This is a genomic window from Devosia honganensis, from assembly GCF_042648785.1.
Lineage (GTDB): Bacteria > Pseudomonadota > Alphaproteobacteria > Rhizobiales > Devosiaceae > Devosia > Devosia honganensis.
In genome coordinates this window covers 587,657-608,329 of the sequence record NZ_JBHRYD010000001.1, presented here as the reverse complement: position 1 = coordinate 608,329, position 20,673 = coordinate 587,657, and the positions used below count along the sequence as shown (strand labels likewise).

Sequence of the window (20,673 nt, the reverse complement as noted above, 5' to 3'; positions counted from 1 at the left end):
CAGAAGGAGGAGAACCCATGACCAGATTGTTTCCACGCCGCACGCTCATGGCGCTAGGCACAGCGATGGCGCTGGGCGGCACCATGCTCACCAGTACGGCAGTGCCAGCCTGGGCCCAGCAGATGACGGATGTGGGCACGCCGCGCGCCGAGACCCTGATCGTCGACATGCTCAATGCCCGGGTCGGCAATCCGACCAATATGAACATGTATCAGCAGGGCGTGACCATCAACCACGGCTATCACCAGATGGCCGGGGCGCTGCTCTACGACATCGACACCGCCAAGGGCGTGCAGATACCCGATCTGGCGGCCGAAATGCCGGTCGCCAACGAAGACTTCACCGTCTTCCAGGTGGCGTTGCGGGAAGGCCTGACCTGGAGCGACGGCGAACCCTTCACCGCCGACGACGTGATTTTCACCGATAACATGATCCGCGACACGCCAGCCCTAGGCTATAGCGCCGCCTATGCCGCCCAGATCGCCTCGATGACCAAGATCGACGATCATACGGTGGAGGTGACGACCACCAAGCCCACGCCGCGCCTCGCGATCGTCCTGGGTTCGGTGATCTATGGCAATCCTTTCCATGTCGTGCCCAAGCATGTCTGGGAAAAGGAAGATCCCGCCACCTTCTCGAATTTCCCGCCCGTCAGCATCAGCGCCTATAAATTCAAGGACTACGATCCGAACGGCACCTGGTTCCTGTGGGAGAAGCGGGAGGACTGGCAGAATACCGATGTCGGCCAGATGATCGGCGAACCCAAGCCCCAATATGTGCTGTTCCGCAGCTACGGCACCGAGGAGCGGCGGGTTCTGGCGATGGCCGCCAACGACATGGATATTCTTACCGACATCTCGCCCGAGAGCCTGGATATCCTGCGCGGACAAAATCCCAATGTGCGCGCCTGGTTCTCCGGTTTCCCCTATGCCAATCTCGACGACCCCTGTGAGCGCGGCATCCACTTCAACACCTCCAAGGCGCCCTATGACGATGCCAGGACGCGCTGGGCGCTGGCGCTCGCCATCAATGCCGAGCGGGCCAGCATCGCTACGTTCTCGGGTATGATGCGGGCCTCGCCGCTGGGCATCCCGCCCACGACGGTGCTGATGGACACCTATCACCAGCCGATGGCCGAATGGCTGGGCGAATTCGCCCTCGAGGACGGCTACAAGCCGTTCGATCCGGACTATGCGGTGCGTCTCGGGGAGCGGCTGCGCTCGGAGGGCGTGACGGATATCCCCGAGGACCCCGAGGCGCTGCGTGAGCTTCTGGGCGTGGGCTGGTGGAAGCACGATCCCGACCAGGCGACCAAATTGCTCCTCGATGCCGGCTTCACCAATGACGGCGGCGAATGGAAGAAGCCGGACGGGACGCCCTTCACCATCAACATCCTGGCGCCCGCCGACTTCGAAGTGCAGTCGCAGCGCCTCGCTTTTGCCGTTGCCAATGAATGGAACGAGTTCGGCATTCCCACCCAGGTGCAGCAGATGCAGGCGGGCGCGTTCTTCACCGCCGAAAATACCGGGGACTACGAAACCGGCTCCTATTGGGGTTCTTCCTGCGCCATCACGCCTGACCTGTTCGTGCGCATGGAAGGATGGCACAAGGATTATGTGCGCGAGAACGGGGTGCCTGCCTCGTCCAATCAAGGGCGTTATGTCGATGACGAGCTGAGCGCTCTCATCGATACGCTGCGTGCCGTTCCCGCCGACGATCCGCAGATCGTGTCGCTGGGAACCGATATCCTGAAGGAGCTGGTGGAAGGCCTGCCGGTCATCGAAATGTTCGGCACGTCCAAATTCGTGCCGGTCAACGAGACCTATTGGACCAATTATCCCTCGGCGGACAATTATTACGAGGGTCCCTGGTGGTGGTGGACGAACTTCAAGTTCATCGCCGCACAACTCGAACCCGTGCAGCAGTAACGCGATAAAGAGGCGGGCCGCTCAGGTCCGCCTCGATGCCTGGCACAGGCCCCAAGGTCTTTGCGAAAATGCGTTCCCCGGATTGAATCGCGATGGAAATCGCGCGACGCTGGCATGGCGGGCAGCAAGAAAGCCGCCGGCCTTGTTGTCTCGAGGAGCCGCCATGCCCTTCAACGATCGTTCCAAACATGTCACCCAGGGCGTCGCGCGCTCTCCCAATCGCGCCATGTATTATGCGCTCGGCTATGAGAAGGCCGATTTCGACAAGCCGATGATCGGCATCGCCAACAGCCAGTCCACCATCACGCCCTGCAATGCCGGCTTGCAGCCCCTCGCCGATGCCGCCGCCGCTTCCATCAAATCCGCCGGCGCCAATCCGCAGATGTTCGGGACGCCCACGATCTCGGACGGTATGTCGATGGGCACGGAGGGAATGAAATATTCGCTGATCTCGCGCGAGGTGATCGCCGATTGCATTGAAACCTGCGTGCAGGGCCAATGGATGGATGGCGTGCTGGCCATTGGCGGGTGCGACAAGAACATGCCCGGCGGTATGATCGGCATTCTGCGCGCCAATGCGCCGGCGATCTACGTCTATGGCGGCACCATTAAGCCGGGTAGCTGGAAGGGGCAGGATCTGTCCATCGTCTCCGCCTTCGAGGCGGTGGGGGCCTATATGGCCGGCACTATGAGCGAGGAAGATTTCGAGGGCATCGAGCAAAATGCCTGTCCCTGTAACGGCTCGTGCGGGGGCATGTACACGGCCAATACGATGAGCTCCTCCTTCGAGGCGCTGGGCATGTCCTTGATGTATTCCTCGACCATGGCCAATCCGGATGCGCAAAAGGTCGAAAATGCCGCCGAGGCGGGTCGAGTGCTCGTCGAGGCGGTGAAGAAGAACCTCAAGCCGCGCGACATCGTCACGCGCCGCTCGATCGAGAATGCCGTGGCACTCATCATGGCAGTGGGCGGCTCGACCAATGCGGTGCTGCACTACCTGGCCATTGCCCATGCGGCAGAGATCGACTGGACGCTGGAGGATTTCGAGCGGGTGCGGCGCAAGGTGCCGGTGCTGTGCGACCTCAAGCCCTCGGGGCGGTATATGGCCGTGGACCTGCATGAAGCGGGGGGCGTGCCGCAGGTGCTGAAAATTCTGCTCAATGCGGGATTGCTGCATGGCGACTGCCTCACCATAACCGGCCGCACGCTGGCGGAAGAGCTGGAACACGTGCCCGATGAGCCGGATGCCGGACAGGACGTGATCATGCCGGTGGAAAAGGCCCTTTACCGCGAGGGGCATCTTGCCATCCTCAGAGGCAATCTGGCCGAAGACGGGGCAGTGGCCAAGATCACCGGTCTCAAGAGCCCGGTCATTTCCGGACCCGCCCGGGTGTTCGACGACGAGCAATCGGCCATGGACGCCATTCTGGCGGATCGGATCAGGCCGGGCGATGTGGTCGTTCTTCGCTATCTCGGGCCCAAGGGCGGCCCGGGCATGCCCGAGATGCTGGCACCGACCTCGGCGCTGGTGGGACGGGGTCTGGGAGAGAGCGTGGGGCTGATCACCGATGGCCGGTTTTCCGGCGGCACCTGGGGCATGGTGGTCGGACACGTCGCTCCGGAGGCCTATGTGGGCGGCAATATCGCCCTGATCGAGGATGGCGATATCGTGACCATCGACGCGCACAGGCTGTTATTGCAATTGGAGGTGGACGATGAGGAACTGGCCCGCCGGCGCGCTGCCTGGGCCCCGCCTCCGCCACGTTATACGCGCGGCGTGTTGTCCAAATTCGCCGCCTTGGCTCGCCCCGCCAATGAAGGGGCCGTAACCGGATAGGCGCCACTGTCGCGGTATTCCGGGATCGACCAGGCCTTCCTCGAATGGACCGGGGCGCCAAATCATGGCTCGCGACGAGGTTTTTGCGTGGGTATGCCTTTTCCCCTTTATTTCGTATAGTTCATTCAATAGATACTGAACGAACTGAACAGGAGAATTGAAGATATCGTCGGTGGATCGCTTTATCGAGGAAATGGGCCTGATTGCCCAGGAAGCCGGCGAATCGAGGATTTCCGGCCGCATCGTAGGATTGCTTATCGTTGAAGATCGGGAATTCAGCCTGGCCCAGATCAGCGAGAGGCTGGGAATCAGCCGGGCGAGCGTCAGCACGAATGCTCGCATGCTGGCACGTAGAGGCGTTATTCGCCGGACCGCCCATGCAGGCGACAGGCAGGACTATTACGAGCTTTCGGCGCTTCCTTTTGCCGATAGGCTCGAGGAGATCGCCGGGCAATTCGCCCGGCATGCCCGCACCATCGGCAATTGTCTCGAAGGCATGCGGCATGAAAACACGGCGATGACCGACCGCGTGAAGTCGGTGCAAAGTTTTTTTGAGCAATCCTCGCATATCCTCAAGGGATGGGCGAATTCCCTTGAACATGAAACCGCGTCACGAGAGGACGGCCAATGACCGCTGCGCATGAAAAGCCGGAATGGGCGCAGAGCAAACGTGAAAAAGACAATGCTCAGCGTGTTGCCCAGGGCCTGAAGCCCCGGCGGCGCATTCTGCCGTGGATCGTATTGATCGCAATCGTGCTGGCGGTGGCGGCCTTCTTGCTTTTCCGGCCCGAACCGCCGCCGGCGGAGGAAACGGTCGAGGAAACCGCAGTGGTCCGGCAGATCCGGCAGGCGGAAACCGTCCAGATCGCTCCGGCGACACTGAAGGAAACCGTCAAGGTGACGGGTACGCTGGTGCCGGGCCATCAATCCGACGTGGCTTCGCAGGCCTCGGGGCGCGTCATGGCCGTGCTGGTGCGGCCCGGCGATCCGATCAAGGAGGGCGACGTCTTGGCGCAGATCGATCGCGCGCCGCTGGAATTGCAGCTCAACCAGCAGCGCGCGACCGCCGAGGCCACGCGCGTCCAGCTCCAGTCGTCCCGGCAGCAATTGGAACGGACCGAGCAACTGGCCAGCCAGGGTTTGGCCAGTCCCTCGACCCTGGAGCAGGCGAGATCCTCGACCGCGGCGCTGGAAGCCAATCTGAACGCGCTGGAAATCGCCGTGGAAACGGCGGAACTGGCGCTTGCCAATGCCACGGTTAAATCGCCGCTTACCGGCGTGGTGGCGTCCCGTTCCGTCGAGCCGGGGCAGACCATTTCCGCCGGCACGCCGCTTTTCACCATCGTCAATCTGGAGCAGATGCAGTTCGACGCCGCCGCCTCGGTGAGCTCGAGCGCCATGGTCGCACCGGGCCAGGCTGCCGTCATCACGGTGGCGGGGCTGGAAGGGCAAACCTTCACCGGCGAGGTCACGCGGGTCAATCCGGTCGCCATAAGCGGCACGCGGACCGTGCCCATCTATATTGCCATGGACAATCCGGGCAATGCGTTGCGCGGCGGCATGTTCGCGACCGGCCACATAACCGTGACCGAAAAGCCGGATGCGCATGCCGTGCCGGCCTCAGCCCTGCGCGAGGATCTGGAAGGCCCCTATGTCCTGGCGCTCGAGGATGGCGTATTGGTGCGCCGGGGCGTCGAAATTGTCCGGGAATGGGACCGCGGGCGTCTTGTCGAGGTCTCCGGTCTCGATGACGGCATGCAGATCGTTGCGGCGCCGCTTGTCGAGCTGGAGCCCGATCAGGCCTATTCCCTGGTGGAGGGCTGACCATGTTTCTAACGCGGATCAGCGTCAACCATCCGGTCTTCGCGACCATGATCATGATCGCGATCATGGTCTTTGGCATCTACTCCTATCAAAGGTTGCCGATCGAGCAGTTGCCGGACGTGGATTTCCCCGTCGTCGCGGTCGTCGTCAGCTACCCCGGCGCGTCACCCGAGGCCGTCGAGGCGGATGTGGTCGAGCCGATAGAGGAGGCGGTCAACACCATTGCCGGGCTCGACACCATCCAGTCGACCGCCCAGGCGGGTCAGGCGATGGTGCTGATGATCTTCAACCTAGAGGCGGATTCTCAGCAAAAGGCCCAGGATGTCCGCGACAAGATCGACCCGATCAAGGCTTCGCTGCCGGATGGCGCCGCTGAGCCGCGCGTCCTGCGCTTCGACCCCAGCGCCCTGCCGGTGCTGTCGCTGGCGGTCAGCTCCGACACACTGTCGGCGCGGGACCTCACGGCACTGACCGAGGACGTCATCGTCAAGAGAATCTCCAATATCGATGGGGTGGGCAGTGCAGCCGTCGTCGGCGGCGTGCCCCGTCAGCTCAATATTGAGATCGATCCGGATCGCCTCGCGGCGTTCAATGTCAGTCCCGGCGCCGTGGTGCAGGCGCTGCAGGCCGCCAACAAGGATCTCGCCGCCGGTTCGATCACCGAAGGCAGTATCGTCCAGTCGATCCAGGTGCTGGGCCGGTTGGAGGATGAGCAGGATTTCTATGATGTCACCGTCGGCAATCAGGGAGGGCAGCCGGTTACGCTGCGGGACGTCGCCACCATTGTGGACGGAACAGGTGAAGCGAACAGTCTCGCCATCCTCAACGGAGAGCGGGCGCTCGCCATCGATATCCTCAAGACGCAGGGCGCCAATACGGTCGGCGTCGCCGCGCAGATACGCGCCGCGATAGACAGGCTGCTGGCCAATGAACTGCCGCAGGGGCAGGTCAATATCGAGGTGGTGGTGGACAACGCCAAGCCGGTGGAGAACTCCTTCCACGCCGTGCAGAACATGTTGGTCGAGGGCGCCCTGCTCGCCGTCGTGATCGTGTTCCTCTTCCTCAACTCCTGGCGCTCGACGGTCATCACCGGCCTGACGCTGCCGATCTCCATCATCGGCACCATGGTGGCGCTGAACTTTCTCGGCTTCACCCTCAATATGATGACCTTGCTGGCCCTGTCGCTGGCGGTAGGCATTCTGATCGATGACGCCATCGTGGTCCGCGAGAATATCACCCGCCATCTGCATATGGGCAAATCGCACCGGCAGGCGGCCCTCGACGGCACCAACGAGATTGGCCTCGCCGTCATGGCCACGACGCTGTCCATCGTCGCGGTGTTCCTGCCCGTTGCCTTCATGGATGGCATCATGGGCAGGTTTTTCCTGCAATTCGGCGTGACGGTCTCAGTCGCCGTGCTGATCTCGCTGTTCGTCGCCTTCACACTCGATCCGATGATGTCCAGCGTGTGGTACGATCCGGCGGCGCATCCAGGCGCCAAGCGCGGGCCGATCGGGCGGGTCGTCAATCAGTTCGACCGCTTCTTCGTGTGGGTGACGGGCGGCTACCGGCACCTCATCCGTTGGGGGCTGAAGCACCGCAAGACCGTGTTGTTCATCGCGCTGCTTTCCTTCGTCGGAACCTTTTTCCTCTTTCCTCACGTCGGCGTGGAATTCATTCCAGCCACGGATAACGGCATTTTCACCGTCTCGGCGGAAACGCCTGCCGGTTCGTCCAAGGAAGCCACCGCCGCCAAATTGCGCCAGGCCGAGAACATCATCCGCAGCTTCCCCGAGGTCGAGACCACCTATTCGACGGTGGCGGGCGGGCTGGCGGCGAGCGGCGCCAATAGCGGGACGATGACGGTTACGCTGGTCGACAAGGATAGGCGCGACGTGACGCCCGAAGAGCTCATGCCGCGGGTGCGCCAAGCACTCCAGGCGGTGCCGGGGGCGGAATTCCAGGTTTCGGCCGCATCGGGCCTCGGCACCGGCAGCGCGCCCGTGTCCATCACTCTATATGGCGACAGTTTCGCCGTTCTCGAGCGCCTGGCGCGGCAATTGGAGAGCGAGCTGGGCGCAATTGCCGGCCTCATCAATATTTCCTCGAGCCTCGACGAAGCCCAGCCGGTGGTGGGAGTTCGGATCAATCAGGATCTGGCCGACAATCTGGGCGTGTCGATGAGCCAGATCGCGGCGACGCTGGGTCCGCTTATCAGCGGAGAGGACGTGGCGGACTGGACGGCGCAGAACGGCCAGGTTTATTCGGTGGTCGTGCGGCTGCCTGAATCGCTGCGCAACGATGTGGATGCGATCGGCAACCTGCCCATCGCCCAGTCCGGTGTGACGGGCTCGAGCCAGATGATCACGCTGAGCCAGGTGGCCGAAGTCGTGCAAAGCACGGGGCCGGCGACGATCAACCGGCAGGACCTGCAGCGCGGCGTCACCGTGGAAGCCTATCTCGAAGGGATCGAGCTGGGGGCGGTGACCGCGCAATTGCAGCAGGCCGTCGACCGGCTGGATTTTCCCACCGGCTATAGCAGCAGCTTCGGCGGCGAAGTCGAGCAGATCGCGGAGACGATGGGAGCCGTGGGGTCCGCCCTGCTGCTGGCCGTCATCTTCATCTATCTGGTGCTGGCCAGCCAGTTCGGCAGCTTCCTGCAGCCGATCGCCATCATGGGATCCTTGCCTCTGGCGCTGATCGGCGTGATGGTCGGGCTTCTGGTGGGCGGCTCGTCCCTCAACATGTTCTCGGCCATCGGCTTCATCATGCTGATGGGTCTCGTGGTGAAGAACGCCATTCTCCTGGTCGACAATGCCAACCAGCATGTGCGGGAAGGATGGAATCTCTACGACGCGCTGGTGGAGGCGGGAGAAACCCGGTTCAGGCCGATCATCATGACGACGCTGGCGATGATTTTCGGCATGTTGCCGCTGGCGCTCAACCTGCACGAAGGCAGCGGTGAAAATGCGCCCATGGCGCATGCGGTGATCGGCGGCCTGATCAGCTCGACCATCCTGACCCTGCTGGTCGTGCCGGTGCTGCTCACCTATATCGACGGGTTTAGCCGGTTCACCCGGCGCTTCCTGCCGAAATCGCCGGACGACATGGAGCAGGCCGCGGCCAGCCAAGGTGGTCAATAGCGTCCTATGCTGGCAAGCGCAGACAAGAAAGGCCGGGATTGTACCCGGCCTTTCTCTGTTTATCTCGTGGCGGGAACTCAGCCAGCGGCGCGGGCGGCCTCGAGCCAGCCATCGACAGCGGCGCGGTTGTCCTCGATCCACTGGGCGGCCTGGGCCTCGATATCGTCATCGCCCTCGTTCATCGCCGCATTCTGAGCGTAGATGTCGGTGAGGGGAATTTCGACTTCCTCGAGCAGCGTGCGGACAGCCGGGTTTTCATCGGCGAATGCCGAGTTGATCACCGGAACAATGTCGTTGGCGGGAAAGCCCAGCATGCACGGATCGTTGACGCAGCCCTCGACGCCTTCGAGCGTCGCGGCGTCGGCCAGATCCATCAGGTCTTCGGGCAGGTTGACCTCCGGCACTTCGATCCACATCACGTCCTCGCCCGGAACGAGCTCGTTGACCGTCCAGTTCGGGGTCCAAGTGTAGAACAGGATGTGCTCGCCGGCTTCATAGGCCGCGACGGCATCGGCCATCGAGGCGGAATAGCCGGCCTTGATGAGATTGATATGATCGTGCAGATCATAGGCGTTCATGTGGTGGTCGATATTGATCTCGCAGCCCCAACCCGGCGGGCAGGCGACCATGTCGGCGAGCCCGTCGCCATTGCGGTCGAAGGCGGCCTTCACATCGTCGCGCTTGAAGTCCTCGAGCGAGGTGATGCCGAATTCCTCGACGGCCGCCTTGTCGACCAGATAGCCTTCGAGCGCGCCGCCGCGGGCGACCGCGCCGACGATCTCAGCGCCTTCGCTGAAGACGTTCTCATAGGTGTTGTGCAGCGGAAACCAGCCATCGACCCACAGGGTCACGTCGCCCTGGGCGACCGACTGGTAGAAGGGCGGGTTATCCAGCGTGATGGCCGGAGCGACCTCGTAGCCGAGCTCCTGGAACAACTGACGGTAGATTTCGGTGTGGAACCATCCGGTATCCCAGGTCGGCTGCGCCATGATGATCGAAACGCCTTCGCCGGGATTGTCCTGGGCGAGGGCCGCGACTGGCGCGACGCTTACAAGGGCGGCAGCAGACAGGGTTGCAAGGATGCTTTTGAGACTGAACATGACGTTTTTGTCTCCTTTTCTTCTGGTTCTCAGATGGACGGGACGGACCCGCCATGCGAAGGCCGGCGCGAATAGGCGCGGGCGACAGAAGCGGCGGCAGGTTGCCGCCGCGTCATTGGTATGGGCGGATCAGCCCGCCTTGCGGATCTCGCCTACGGGCTGATGGCTACCCTTTAGACGCAGGAGATTGAGCAGCACCGCGCGCAGCGAGACCGTCTCGGCCTGGTTCTGCTCTCCCAGCCCCTGGGTGATCCGGTCGAGCACGATGGCAAGGATCACGATGCCGACACCGCCGGCGGTCGCGCCGCCCACGTCGAGCCGCCCCAGTCCGGTATTGACCACGAGTCCCAGCCCCCCTGCACCGATCAGCGCGGCGATCACCACCATCGAGAGCGCCAGCATCAGGGTCTGGTTGAGCCCGGCCATGATGGTGCGCAGGGCGAGCGGGATCTGCAGATCGGTCAGCATCTGCCAGCCGGTCGAGCCGAAGGCCTGCGCCGCCTCGATCAAGTCCCCCCGCACATTGCGGATGCCCAGATTGGTCAGCCGGACGATCGGGGGCAGGGCGAAGATGATCGTCGCGATGATCCCCGGTGCCATGCCGACGCCAAACAGCATCACGATGGGCACGAGATAAACGAAGGAGGGGATGGTCTGCATGATGTCGAGGACGGGCCGCAGTACCTTCCATACCATGTCGCTGCGCGCCGCGATGATCCCCGAGGGAATGCCGATCACGGCACAGAACAGCACCGAGGTGATGATCATGGCCAAAGTGGTCATGGTGTGCGGCCACAACCCGATCATGTCGATGAAGGCGAAGCCGATCAGGGTGAAGATGGCCATGGAGCGTCCAGCCCATTTCCAGGCGGCCAGCGCAAACACGCCGGTTGTCAGCAGCATGGGCAAGGCGTTGAAGAAATGGTCCAGCCAGTTGAGGACCAGGGTGATCGGCACTTGCGCCGCGCGGAAGGCGGGGCGGAAATTGGGCACCAGCCAGCCGCGAACGAAATCGTTGACCCAGTCGTCAAAGGGGATGACGAGGAGGTCGCCGGGACTAAGCATGCGCGCTCTCCTTGGATTTGATGGTCTCTCCGGCGGGGGCCGCTGCATCGGTCGTGCCTTCCTCGCCGTTCTCGCTGTCGCCAGAGAGCTGAGCGAAGACCGCTTCGGGCTCGACGACGCCGACCAGCCGGTCGCGCTCGTCGGTGACGGCAATGGGCAACCCGCCGCTCGCCGCTCCATAAAGGGCGTTGAGCTGAGCGTCGGCGTCGACGGTGGGGAACTCGGTAATCAACACCTCCTCGAGCACCGGATTGGGCGTCGCTTCGTCCAGCGTGGCGGCGGCCAGATTCTGATAGGTTACGACGCCGGCGATCTTGTCCTTCTCGTCCACCACGTAAAGTGCGTTGCGGTTGAGGTCTTCCATGGTGCGCATGGCGTCTTCGGAATTGTCGACACCCAGCTTGATGGCGGCTGGATCGTTGGAAACGTCCTTGGCGGTAAAGACCCGGCCCCGGTCGATATCGGCGACGAAGGCCGCCACGTAATCGTCGGCGGGATTGGAGACGATCTCCTGCGCGGTGCCCACCTGCACGAAGCGACCATCCTTCATGATGGCGATCTTGTCGCCGAGCAGCAGGGCTTCGTTGAGGTCGTGGGTGATGAAGATGATGGTCTTCTTAAGCGATTTTTGCAGGATCAGCAGTTCATCCTGCATTTCGCGCCGGATCAGCGGATCGAGGGCGCCGAAGGGCTCGTCCATGAGCAGAACTTCTGGTTCGGTTGCAAGGCCCCGGGCGAGGCCGACACGTTGCTGCATGCCACCCGAAAGCTCGGCCGGCAGACTGTCGGCCCAGGCGGTGAGGCCCACCTGATCGAGCGCCTTGAGCGCCCGTTCGCGTCGTTCGGCGGCTTTTACCCCTTTGACCCGCAATCCATAGGCTGCGTTCTCGGCTACCGTCCAATGCGGGAACAGGGCAAAATGCTGGAACACCATGGCGATCTTCTCGCGCCGGATGTTCCGCAACTGCCGATTTCCGCAACTGGCTACGTCCGTCCCATCGATAAGGATGGAGCCGGAGGTGGGCGCGATCAACCCGTTGAGCATGCGCACCAGGGTGGATTTCCCGGATCCCGAGAGTCCCATGACGACGAAGATTTCACCTTCGCCGACATCGAAGCTCGCATCCTGGACGCCCACCGTGGCGCCTGTGACTTCGAGAATTTCTTCCTTGGTCCGGCCCTGGGCGAGCAGCTTAAGCGCTTCGTCCGTCCTTTCACCGAAGACCTTGAAGACATTTCGTACCGTTAACTTGGCAGGCATGAGCCCCTTTCTTGTCTATTTATCCCCGAACACTGGTAAATATTCTTCAGTATTGAAGAAAAGATAACGGGGCATAAAGCCACCCGCTACGAATTCGTGGTCGAATCCGATCGAGAATGGCTGAATCGTGGCTTGTTGACGCGAGATAATAGGGCGGTGAAGCGCGAAGATCAACCGCCGAAGAGAAAATGGTATCTGTTCTGGGGATTAAATACCGTTTCAGCGACCCGCCATATGCTATGAAGTTGATATGAGGTCGCTGGAAATCACACGCCTTGTATTGGCGGGGACGGTGCGGGGTGAACGCCACTTCGCCCGACAGCCCGGCTTTGCGGAACGGCTGCCGGGTGAGCGGAGTTCTTCCGGCAGGAGAAGACGATGGCCAAGTTCAAGGTCGGTGATCACGTGCGCTGGAATTCCGAGGCGGGTTGGGTGTCGGGAAGGATCGCCAGAATCCATACCGAGGACTTCACCTATAAGGGACATGCCCGGCATGCCTCGAAGGAGAGCCCGCAATATGAGATCGAAAGCGACAAGACCGATCACGTAGCGGCGCATAAAGAGAGCGCGCTTGAAAGAATATGAGTGCGCGCGCGGGCCCTTTATTCACGATCGGGCATTCCAATAGGAGCCTCGAGAGTGTCATTTCGATGCTGCGTGACGCCGGGGCCGATATGGTCGTCGATGTCCGCCGCTTTCCGCTTTCGCGCACCAATCCGCAATTCAACAGCGATGTCCTGCGGACGGAACTGCCAAGTCGACAGATCGGCTATGAGCACTGGCCGGATCTCGGCGGCCGTCGCAAGGCGCAAGCGCAGATCGCGGAAGCAACCAATGCCTATTGGCAGAACCGCAGCTTTCACAACTATGCCGATTACGCCCTGACGGCGCCGTTCCAAGCGGCTATCGCGGATCTTGTCGAATTGGCGCGGGACCGCGCTCCCGCGCTCATGTGCTCCGAGGCGGTCTGGTGGCGGTGCCATCGCCGCATCATTGCCGACTACCTATTGGCGCGGCAGATCGAGGTTCGCCATATCCTGGACTTCGGAAAGATCAGCCCTGCGGGGATGACTCCGGGCGCCAAACCGCTCGCTGACGGCTCGGTGCTCTATCCCGGGGTTGAGGACTGCATGTTCCCCTCGCACCCTGGATCAGGGGGCGGCATGGCCTAATATGAGTAGCTCGAGTCTCTCTTCATCCAGGGGAGAAGCGAAATTGAGTGTTACTTCGCGCTCGGATTCTGCCGGGACGTAATCGAGGGTGACATGACGTATCACCGGGTCCCCATCGATCACGCCAGCCACTTCCACGTCGGCGGCGGTGGCATGTCCGGCATTGCGCACGGCGATCACCACGGCACTGGATTGTTCTTGTTCCACCACGCGAAGTACCTGCAGGCTCAGCACGGGCTCGCTTCCGGTCTTCGTCAGAGCTTCATGGGTGAGAAAGCCGGCCAAGCCGAGGACGATGAGAGTTGAAATGCCGCCCAGCACCCATTCGATGAAATGGGTTTGCCCGTTTTTGCCATTGTTCGACGCCGAGTCCTTTTCCGACATTTTCGTCCCTAAAGAATGAGCCTGGCGGCAGCGGCGCCGACCGAGGCGGGAAAGCCCAGCACGATGACGGCGCCTACCACCTGCCCGAAGGAGAGGCCGTCGAGACGTGAAAAGGTCCAAAGCGCGTAGAGCGAGATGCACAGGCCCAAGACGTAACCGACAAGGGTGAAGCGCAGCAGCAGATGCCACAATGGCGTGCCCCGGGGAACGGCGCTGCTTCCCTTGAATTCGGTGGCATAGACGAAGCCGTGCATGACGAGGATGGAGAGAGCCAAAAGCAGCATGCTCTGCCAGGCCGTCATGCGGTGGGAGATCAGCACCATCTCTTCGGTCGGCGCTATGTTGAGACTGAGAAACAGGGCGCCAACCGCCATGACGCCGAGTTCGCCGCCATAACCTTCATCGGATTGGTCTTTTCCGCTTTCCTGCCCCAACTGACTGCGCGCCAGAAGGGCGCCAAGGGCAGCCGGCACGGCCTGCAGGGCCAGCTTGCCGACAATCTCGGATGGGGACATGCCCGGCTGCAGGATGCTGAGCAGCAGCATCACGACCGTGCTGGCGACCAGCGCTATTCCATAGGCGACCCCGACATCGCGCAAGTCTTCCCGCCATCCCCAGGTACGCTCGAACCCCGAATAATGGGACAGGAACATCAGTGTCGGGAAGCTTAAAAACAGCAGGAGCAGCAGCCGCCAGCGGTCCATGTAAAGGCCAAGTTCCCACATTTCCATGGTCATGAGCATGGGAAGAGAGAAAATCAGGGCACCGGCAAAGGCACGGCCCAGATCGATGGCAAGGGAACGAAGGGTCGAGGCCGCTACCGCCGACATGGTTCACCAAAATTCCGCGTTGCCGGGATATGATTGCGATGGGCATTTCCGGCTTTTTGATTGCCTGTCCTGAACGCACAATGTGCCGGTTTGGCTCCCTTGCGCCTCGGCAACGCACACCGCCTATGCAACGAACGCCCCGCCTCTTTGTCGACAGGACTCCTCGATTTGAGTAGGGTGCGTTTCCTCAGACCTGTCAGGAGATATTCATGTCAGATCAAGGCCCCAACAATTCTCGGGCCCACGGCTCCACTACCGGCGCGGGCGCTCCCGCGCCCAGCGATCGCAATTCGCTGACGATCGGTCCGGATGGTCCGATCCTGCTGCACGATGTGCATTTCCTCGAGCAGATGGCGCATTTCAATCGGGAAAAAGTGCCCGAGCGGCAGCCGCATGCCAAGGGCGCCGGAGCGTTCGGCGTGTTCGAGACCACCGAGGACGTTTCGGCCTATACCAAGGCGGCGCTGTTCCAGAAAGGGGCGTCCACCGAAATGCTGGCGCGGTTCTCCACCGTCGCCGGTGAGATGGGCAGCCCCGATACCTGGCGCGACGTGCGCGGCTTTTCGCTCAAATTCTATACCACTGAGGGCAATTACGACCTCGTGGGCAACAATACGCCGATCTTTTTCGTGCGTGATCCGATGAAGTTCCCCCATTTCATCCGCAGCCAGAAGCGGCTTCCCGATTCGGGCCTGCGCGATAATCACATGCAGTGGGATTTCTGGACCAACAATCCGGAATCCGCGCATCAGGTGACCTATCTGATGGGCGCACGCGGCCTTCCGCGCACCTGGCGGCACATGAATGGCTATGGCTCGCACACCTATATGTGGGTCAACGCCAAGGGTAAAAAGTTCTGGGTCAAGTATCACTTCCACACCGACCAGGGCATGGAATTCTTCAGCAATGCGGAAGCCACTGCCATGTCCGGCACCGACGCCGACTTCCACCGGCGCGACCTGTTCGATGCCATCGAGCGAGGCGAACATCCCAGTTGGACGCTTTCGGTGCAGGTCATGCCCTATGAGGAAGCCAGGACCTACCGGTTCAACCCGTTCGACCTGACCAAGACCTGGCCGCACAAGGACTATCCGCTGATCCGAGTGGGCAAGATGACGCTCAATCGCAATCCGGAGAACTTCTTCGCCCAGATCGAGCAGGCGGCCTTCTCGCCCGGCAATACCGTGCCCGGCATCGGCCTGTCGCCGGACAAGATGCTGCTGGGCCGTGCGTTCGCCTATAACGATGCGCAGCGCAACCGCATCGGCACCAATTTCCATCAGTTGCCGGTGAACCAGCCCAAGGTGCCGACGAACACTTATATGTTCGATGGCAACATGGCCTATCATCACAGCGGCAATGCTCCCGTCTATGCGCCCAACAGCGGCAACCGCCCCTGGGCCGACGAGACCGGGCCGGTCGATGACGGCTGGGAAGCCGATGGCGCGATGGTGCGCAGCGCCTACACGCTGCGTAGCGATGACGACGATTTCATCCAGCCCGGCATTCTCGTCCGCGAGGTGTTCAACGAGCAGCAGCGCTCGGATCTGGTGGATACGGTCGCCGGCAGTCTTCTGGGCGGGGTGCGCGAACCGGTCCTGGGCCGCGCCATCGACTATTGGAAGAGCGTCGATGCGGATGTTGGACGCAGGATCGAAGAGAAGGTCCGCTCGGGCAGCGCCCCGAGGCCGGCCGAAGGCATGGGCGAAGCCTAGCCCTACCGCATATTGCGCGGAAAGAGCACTATATCTTTCCATACAAGACCCCGCCGAGCTATCTCGGCGGGGTCTTTCTATTTCGGCTCCACTCGTGGACATGGCGCACAAGGGTGCGGCATCCTGAGCTGAAACGAATGCGCGGCGATCTAAAGCATGAAGTCGGCCAGATCCGCTTCGCTTTCGGCTATATCCGTAACGCGAGGTGGCGCCGCCTGAGGAAAGAGCTCATCGTGTAGGCGGCGTTCGGCTTCCATGGTGTAATGCTTGCGCAGGTCGGCGAGGATGCTCGGAAGCGTTTCGGACGGCGCTCCTGAATCGGGGGCAGGAGCGAGGGCGGTGAGGGTCAGGGCCAGATCGTCGAGGGTCTCGGCAAGGGCCGATTGACCCGACAGGCCGCGGGCAGCCGTCTCCAAAAGCCCTATTCCCCTTGGACCATCGGTATTGAGGCGCGCAAGTGCGGCGGCGATCCGCTGATCGAGGTCGCCCAGGATATCGAGCGCCAGATTGGCCTGGGTTTCCAACTCGCCGATCTGTCCCACGCCGCTGCCGGAGGCGGCTGCGCCGAAAGCGCCGGCGAGGGTGGAGGATTGGTCGAGTTGAGCCATGGCCGCTTCGGCAGCGATGACGGTCTCGCTGGTCAGTTCGCGCAATTGGGTAGCAATGACGGTAAGCGAGGCGCCTCGCGGGCCGAGCTGGGCGCAGCGGACCGCGGCGTTGAGGCTGACAAGGCGCATATTGGCCTCGATTTCCTGTACTGCCCCCACATGTTCGAGCAGCACCCGCACCGTGTCCTGCACGGCAGTGGCGACTGCTTCCAGCTTGGCCCGCTCGGTCTCGAAATCCTTCAGAATGGCGATGGCCGCCCGTAATTTCCGGCCCAGATCGGCGATAGAAGAACCCTTGCCGTTCCCGCCGGCGTGGAAATCGCGCGCATGGGCCATGATGGTCCTGGCGTCGCTCGCCAGTGCCGCCAAGTCTTGCTCGGCCTGTTCCACCTCCTGAGAAAAAGTGGCAGCGGTTTGGCTGAGCTGGGCCCGCTGGAGATCGGCTATTGCGGCCACGATCATAAGACGTTCTTCGGCCGGGACAATCCTTTCGAACACCCTTTCGCCGGCGACGATGGCCGCGAGACAGGCCAGGCCCGTTTCGACATGCTCGATACGCTGCCGTGTGGCGTCTCCCGCCTGCAAGGCGATTACCGCGCTCCCGATCCTGTTGACGATCTGGCGTGAGACGCGTCCGGTCTCGGCGCTACTTTCCAGCGCCGCCGCCTGTTGCTCTCGTAGCGCTGCGATAGTGCCGGCGAGGCTGCGGGCGAGGTCGGACAGGGTTTGGGCATGAGCCGCTTCGAAACGACTCCGCTGGTTGGCTGCCCGCTCGACCTCCGTGGTGAGCTGACGGTAGACCCGTGCGAAATCCTGGATGGTGCGGTTGGCCGAATCCGACAGGGCGGCGATATCGGTGGTGAAGACATCGAAATCGTCGCTGTCCCCCACAATGCCGGCTGCGGTGACGCGGGCATTGACCGAAACGATCCCCATCATTTTGACGGTGCGCCGGAGATCGGAGATGGGTGCATTGGCGGCTGCGACCACGTCGACGAGCCGAGCCAGGTCGGCCTTTTCCTGCGCAAATGTCTGCGACAGCTCCACGGCTCGGGCGGCGACCGCGTTCAGATGGGCGCTGGCCGCTTCCGCCTCGGCTCCCTGCAGCGCCTCGGGCAGGGCTTCGAACAGCTTGCTCAGGGAATTGAGCAGGGCGGCACCTTCGGTCAGGCGGGTGCCGGCCGCTACGAATGCAGCCTCGATCTCGCAGCGTGGCCGGGCGAGGTCGGCGGCCAGTTGCTGAATTTTCCGGGAATCGGATTTGGCGGTCATGCAGTTCCCCTCGCGACAGTCTTGCGGCCATGGCCGGTGATTTCCGCCGCCATCGCGCCAAGCGGGAGGACACGGGCGGCAGCGCCGCGCTGGATGGCTTCCTTGGGCATTCCGAACACTATCGAGCTAGCTTCGTCCTGCGCGATGGTGGGGCTTCCCATTTCTCGCATTTCCAGCAGGCCGCGCGCACCATCGTCGCCCATGCCGGTCAACAATATGCCCATGGCGTTACGGCCGGCGGCCTGTGCCACGGAGCGAAACAACACATCCACGGAAGGGCGATGGCGCGAAACGTGAGGTCCCTCCTCGATACCGACCGTGAAGCGAGAGCCGTTGCGCATCAGCAGCATGTGGAGATTTCCCGGCGCGATCAGCGCCTGGCCGGGCTGCACGAAGTCGCCGTCCTCGGCCTCCTTGACCCTGATCGAGCAGGTCGCATCGAGGCGTCGGGCGAAGGCGGTGGTGAAGCGTTCGGGCATGTGCTGGACGATGAGGAGCGCCGGGCTGTCGGCGGGCAGAGCCTCCAGCACTTCGCGCAGCGCTTCGGTGCCGCCGGTGGATGCACCGATGGCGACGATGGGCTGGGTCTCGGGCATGCGGGCGGCCAGGCTTTGGCGCCGGCTTTCCGAGAGCGGCGGCAGGATGGCGTCCGCGGTCAGCCTGGCCTCCACCTTGAGATCGGGCACCGGCGCGCGCGCGATCGGAGAGGGTCTTTGCCGGCCGCGCATTCTGGCGTGGGCGGCCGCCTTGGCGGCATCGCAGATGCGCATGCGCGAATCCTGGAGGAACTGCGCGGTGTCGACACGCGGTTTGGCCACAACGTCGACGGCGCCCGCTTCCAGCGCCTGCATGAAGGCGTCCGATCCGTCCTGGGCCAGGCTCGAGCAGATGACCACCGGAATGGGACGCTGCGACATGATCTTGCGGAGAAAGGTGATGCCGTCCATGCGCGGCAATTCGATGTCGAGAAAAATGACGTCGGGCACTTCCTGGCGGATGCGCTCCACCGCGACATAAGGATCGGGGGCCGTGCCCATGACCTCCAGTTCCGGATCGGCGGAGATGATGTCGGCAAGCGTGGTGCGCACCGAAGCGCTGTCATCCACGATAAGAACACGGATTTTCGGACTCATCGCCGGCGCCCTCAGGTCTTCTGGAATACGGCGGGGGCCACCTGCCGCATGGTGATCGAGGTGCCGATCATGGATTCCGAATGCCCAAGAATAAGATAACCGCCTTGCCGCAAATGATCGGCAAGCCGGGAGATGACGGCGCTTTGGTCCCGCTTCTCGAAATATATGAGCACGTTTCTCAAAAAGATGATGTCCACATCGCGATCATAGGGATAGCTGGTGTCCATCAGGTTCAACCGATCGAAGCGGACCAGCCGGCGCAGTTCGGGCACGATGCGTATCTCGGGCCTCACGCCGGCGCGGCGGGCGTGCATCAGGTAGCGTTGCTGCATGCCCGCCGGCACGGGTGCGACCTGTTCGGCGGGATAGACGGCGTGGCGGCCGGCATCGAGCACGTCGGTGGAGATGTCCGTGGCGAGCACGGCGAAGCGGAAATCGCGCCGCTGCGCGGCCAGATCGGCCAGAACCATGGCGATGGTATAGGGCTCGGCACCGGTGGAACTGGCGGCGCTCCAAATCTTGAGCAGCGGCATATGGTTCTTCCGGCCCGAAAGCAGTTCAGGCACCAAACGCCTGTGCAGCAGCTCAAAGTGTTCCGGTTCACGGAAGAAATCGGTCTTGTTGGTAGTGACGGCGTTGATGAGAAAGATCAGCTCGTCATCGATTCCGCCCTGGTGAAACAGGTAATCGCCATAGGCTGCAAAACCGGGCAGATCCAGCGCACGCAGCCGGCGGCGCAGACGCCCCTCGACCATCAGGCGCTTGGCCGGAGGCAGCTTGATGCCGGTCTGGCCGGCGATCAGCGCCGAGATGCGCCGGAAGTCGGCCTCGGCAAGGTGGTCGTCCTCATCGAGGCGGGGAGCTAACGCGGGCAGGGGCAAGAAACAACTCCGGAATGGTGGAGCCGCCGGCAGGCGTGCCGGCGGCTCGGTCGGCTCAGGCAGCGTGATCGGGGGCGAGGGATATGCTGCCCAGCAGGCGATCGAGGTCGAGCACGGTGACGAAATTGCCGTTGCGCCGGCCGATGCCTTCGATGACATTGTCGTTCCAGCCAGCCGAAACGGCTGGCGGGGGATCCAGCGTTTCGTGGTCGAGCAGGGTGACTTCGAAAACGCGGTCGGCCCGCAGGCCGAGCGTCACCACCCCTTTGGCGCCATTGATGGCCATAACCACGATGCGGGTGTTTTCCGTATCGGGTGCCTTCGGCATTCCCAGGGTCAGGCGCAGGTCGATCACCGGCACCCCATCCCCGCGTACGTCAATCATGCCAAGCAGATTGTCCGGAGAGCGTGGCAGGCGGGCAATGGGCCGCATGTCGAGAATCTCGAGGACCTTGGTGACCGGGGCCGCGAAGATTTCCTCCGCGACGCCGATGGTGACATATTGGGCTTGCTCAGCCAT

17 protein-coding genes are annotated in these 20,673 nt (G+C 62.5%); 8 read left to right on the top strand and 9 right to left on the bottom strand.

The window, feature by feature from the left end:
• The first annotated feature begins 17 nt into the window (after nucleotides 1-17).
• The 5 genes from ACFOOL_RS02920 to ACFOOL_RS02900 all read left to right on the top strand — a co-directional run bounded on the left by ACFOOL_RS02920 (nucleotide 18) and on the right by ACFOOL_RS02900 (nucleotide 8,732).
• Nucleotides 18-1,928, top strand: coding sequence for an ABC transporter substrate-binding protein (locus ACFOOL_RS02920; RefSeq protein WP_380094703.1), 1,911 nt, complete (start codon nucleotides 18-20; stop codon nucleotides 1,926-1,928).
• 163 nt (nucleotides 1,929-2,091) lie between these two features.
• On the top strand, nucleotides 2,092-3,765 hold the full coding sequence (gene ilvD, locus ACFOOL_RS02915) for a dihydroxy-acid dehydratase (protein WP_380094701.1): 1,674 nt from the start codon (nucleotides 2,092-2,094) through the stop codon (nucleotides 3,763-3,765).
• Nucleotides 3,766-3,922: 157 nt separating this feature from the next.
• A complete protein-coding gene (locus tag ACFOOL_RS02910; protein ID WP_380094699.1) occupies nucleotides 3,923-4,396 on the top strand; it encodes a GbsR/MarR family transcriptional regulator in 474 nt (157 codons plus the stop codon).
• Nucleotides 4,393-5,589, top strand: coding sequence for an efflux RND transporter periplasmic adaptor subunit (locus ACFOOL_RS02905; RefSeq protein WP_380094698.1), 1,197 nt, complete (start codon nucleotides 4,393-4,395; stop codon nucleotides 5,587-5,589). Before ACFOOL_RS02910 ends, ACFOOL_RS02905 begins: the two co-directional genes overlap by 4 nt.
• A gap of 2 nt (nucleotides 5,590-5,591) precedes the next feature.
• Nucleotides 5,592-8,732: an efflux RND transporter permease subunit gene (locus ACFOOL_RS02900; RefSeq protein WP_380094696.1), complete on the top strand. Its 3,141-nt coding sequence runs from the start codon at nucleotides 5,592-5,594 to the stop codon at nucleotides 8,730-8,732.
• A gap of 77 nt (nucleotides 8,733-8,809) precedes the next feature.
• On the opposite strand, the gene proX is transcribed toward ACFOOL_RS02900, so the two are convergent.
• The 3 genes from proX to ACFOOL_RS02885 form a co-directional block, all read right to left on the bottom strand.
• Nucleotides 8,810-9,832 carry a glycine betaine/L-proline ABC transporter substrate-binding protein ProX gene (gene proX, locus ACFOOL_RS02895; RefSeq protein ID WP_380094694.1) on the bottom strand — a complete coding sequence of 341 codons (1,023 nt, stop codon included), beginning with the start codon at nucleotides 9,830-9,832 and terminating at the stop codon, nucleotides 8,810-8,812.
• A gap of 129 nt (nucleotides 9,833-9,961) precedes the next feature.
• Nucleotides 9,962-10,897 (bottom strand): ABC transporter permease, encoded by a 936-nt coding sequence (locus ACFOOL_RS02890; protein ID WP_380094692.1) that lies wholly within the window; start codon nucleotides 10,895-10,897, stop codon nucleotides 9,962-9,964.
• Nucleotides 10,890-12,158 carry a quaternary amine ABC transporter ATP-binding protein gene (locus ACFOOL_RS02885; RefSeq protein ID WP_380094691.1) on the bottom strand — a complete coding sequence of 423 codons (1,269 nt, stop codon included), beginning with the start codon at nucleotides 12,156-12,158 and terminating at the stop codon, nucleotides 10,890-10,892. The genes ACFOOL_RS02890 and ACFOOL_RS02885 overlap by 8 nt, the downstream gene beginning before the upstream one ends.
• A 378-nt stretch (nucleotides 12,159-12,536) precedes the next feature.
• On the opposite strand from ACFOOL_RS02885, the gene ACFOOL_RS02880 reads away from it, so the two are divergent.
• Together ACFOOL_RS02880 and ACFOOL_RS02875 are read left to right on the top strand one after the other, a co-directional pair.
• Nucleotides 12,537-12,743 (top strand): hypervirulence associated TUDOR domain-containing protein, encoded by a 207-nt coding sequence (locus ACFOOL_RS02880; protein ID WP_380094690.1) that lies wholly within the window; start codon nucleotides 12,537-12,539, stop codon nucleotides 12,741-12,743.
• A complete protein-coding gene (locus tag ACFOOL_RS02875) occupies nucleotides 12,740-13,330 on the top strand; it encodes a DUF488 domain-containing protein (RefSeq protein ID WP_380094689.1) in 591 nt (196 codons plus the stop codon). The genes ACFOOL_RS02880 and ACFOOL_RS02875 overlap by 4 nt, the downstream gene beginning before the upstream one ends.
• On the opposite strand, the gene ACFOOL_RS02870 is transcribed toward ACFOOL_RS02875, so the two are convergent.
• Both ACFOOL_RS02870 and ACFOOL_RS02865 read right to left on the bottom strand, forming a co-directional pair.
• Nucleotides 13,310-13,714, bottom strand: coding sequence for a hypothetical protein (locus ACFOOL_RS02870; protein WP_380094687.1), 405 nt, complete (start codon nucleotides 13,712-13,714; stop codon nucleotides 13,310-13,312). The two genes, ACFOOL_RS02875 and ACFOOL_RS02870, sit on opposite strands and share 21 nt — an antisense overlap.
• A gap of 8 nt (nucleotides 13,715-13,722) precedes the next feature.
• A complete protein-coding gene (locus tag ACFOOL_RS02865; RefSeq protein WP_380094685.1) occupies nucleotides 13,723-14,544 on the bottom strand; it encodes a TIGR02587 family membrane protein in 822 nt (273 codons plus the stop codon).
• 209 nt (nucleotides 14,545-14,753) lie between these two features.
• On the opposite strand from ACFOOL_RS02865, the gene ACFOOL_RS02860 reads away from it, so the two are divergent.
• Complete coding sequence (locus ACFOOL_RS02860) at nucleotides 14,754-16,259, top strand: catalase (RefSeq protein WP_380094683.1); 1,506 nt, start codon at nucleotides 14,754-14,756, stop codon at nucleotides 16,257-16,259.
• Nucleotides 16,260-16,408: 149 nt separating this feature from the next.
• On the opposite strand, the gene ACFOOL_RS02855 is transcribed toward ACFOOL_RS02860, so the two are convergent.
• Genes ACFOOL_RS02855 through ACFOOL_RS02840 form a run of 4 tightly spaced genes read right to left on the bottom strand, consistent with a single transcriptional unit; the run spans nucleotide 16,409 to nucleotide 20,673 of the window.
• Nucleotides 16,409-18,139: a hypothetical protein gene (locus ACFOOL_RS02855; RefSeq protein ID WP_380094682.1), complete on the bottom strand. Its 1,731-nt coding sequence runs from the start codon at nucleotides 18,137-18,139 to the stop codon at nucleotides 16,409-16,411.
• Nucleotides 18,136-19,272 carry a protein-glutamate methylesterase/protein-glutamine glutaminase gene (locus ACFOOL_RS02850; RefSeq protein ID WP_380094679.1) on the bottom strand — a complete coding sequence of 379 codons (1,137 nt, stop codon included), beginning with the start codon at nucleotides 19,270-19,272 and terminating at the stop codon, nucleotides 18,136-18,138. The genes ACFOOL_RS02855 and ACFOOL_RS02850 overlap by 4 nt, the downstream gene beginning before the upstream one ends.
• An 11-nt stretch (nucleotides 19,273-19,283) precedes the next feature.
• Complete coding sequence (locus ACFOOL_RS02845) at nucleotides 19,284-20,312, bottom strand: CheR family methyltransferase (protein WP_380094677.1); 1,029 nt, start codon at nucleotides 20,310-20,312, stop codon at nucleotides 19,284-19,286.
• Nucleotides 20,209-20,673 carry a chemotaxis protein CheW gene (locus tag ACFOOL_RS02840; protein WP_380094676.1) on the bottom strand — a complete coding sequence of 155 codons (465 nt, stop codon included), beginning with the start codon at nucleotides 20,671-20,673 and terminating at the stop codon, nucleotides 20,209-20,211. Before ACFOOL_RS02840 ends, ACFOOL_RS02845 begins: the two co-directional genes overlap by 104 nt.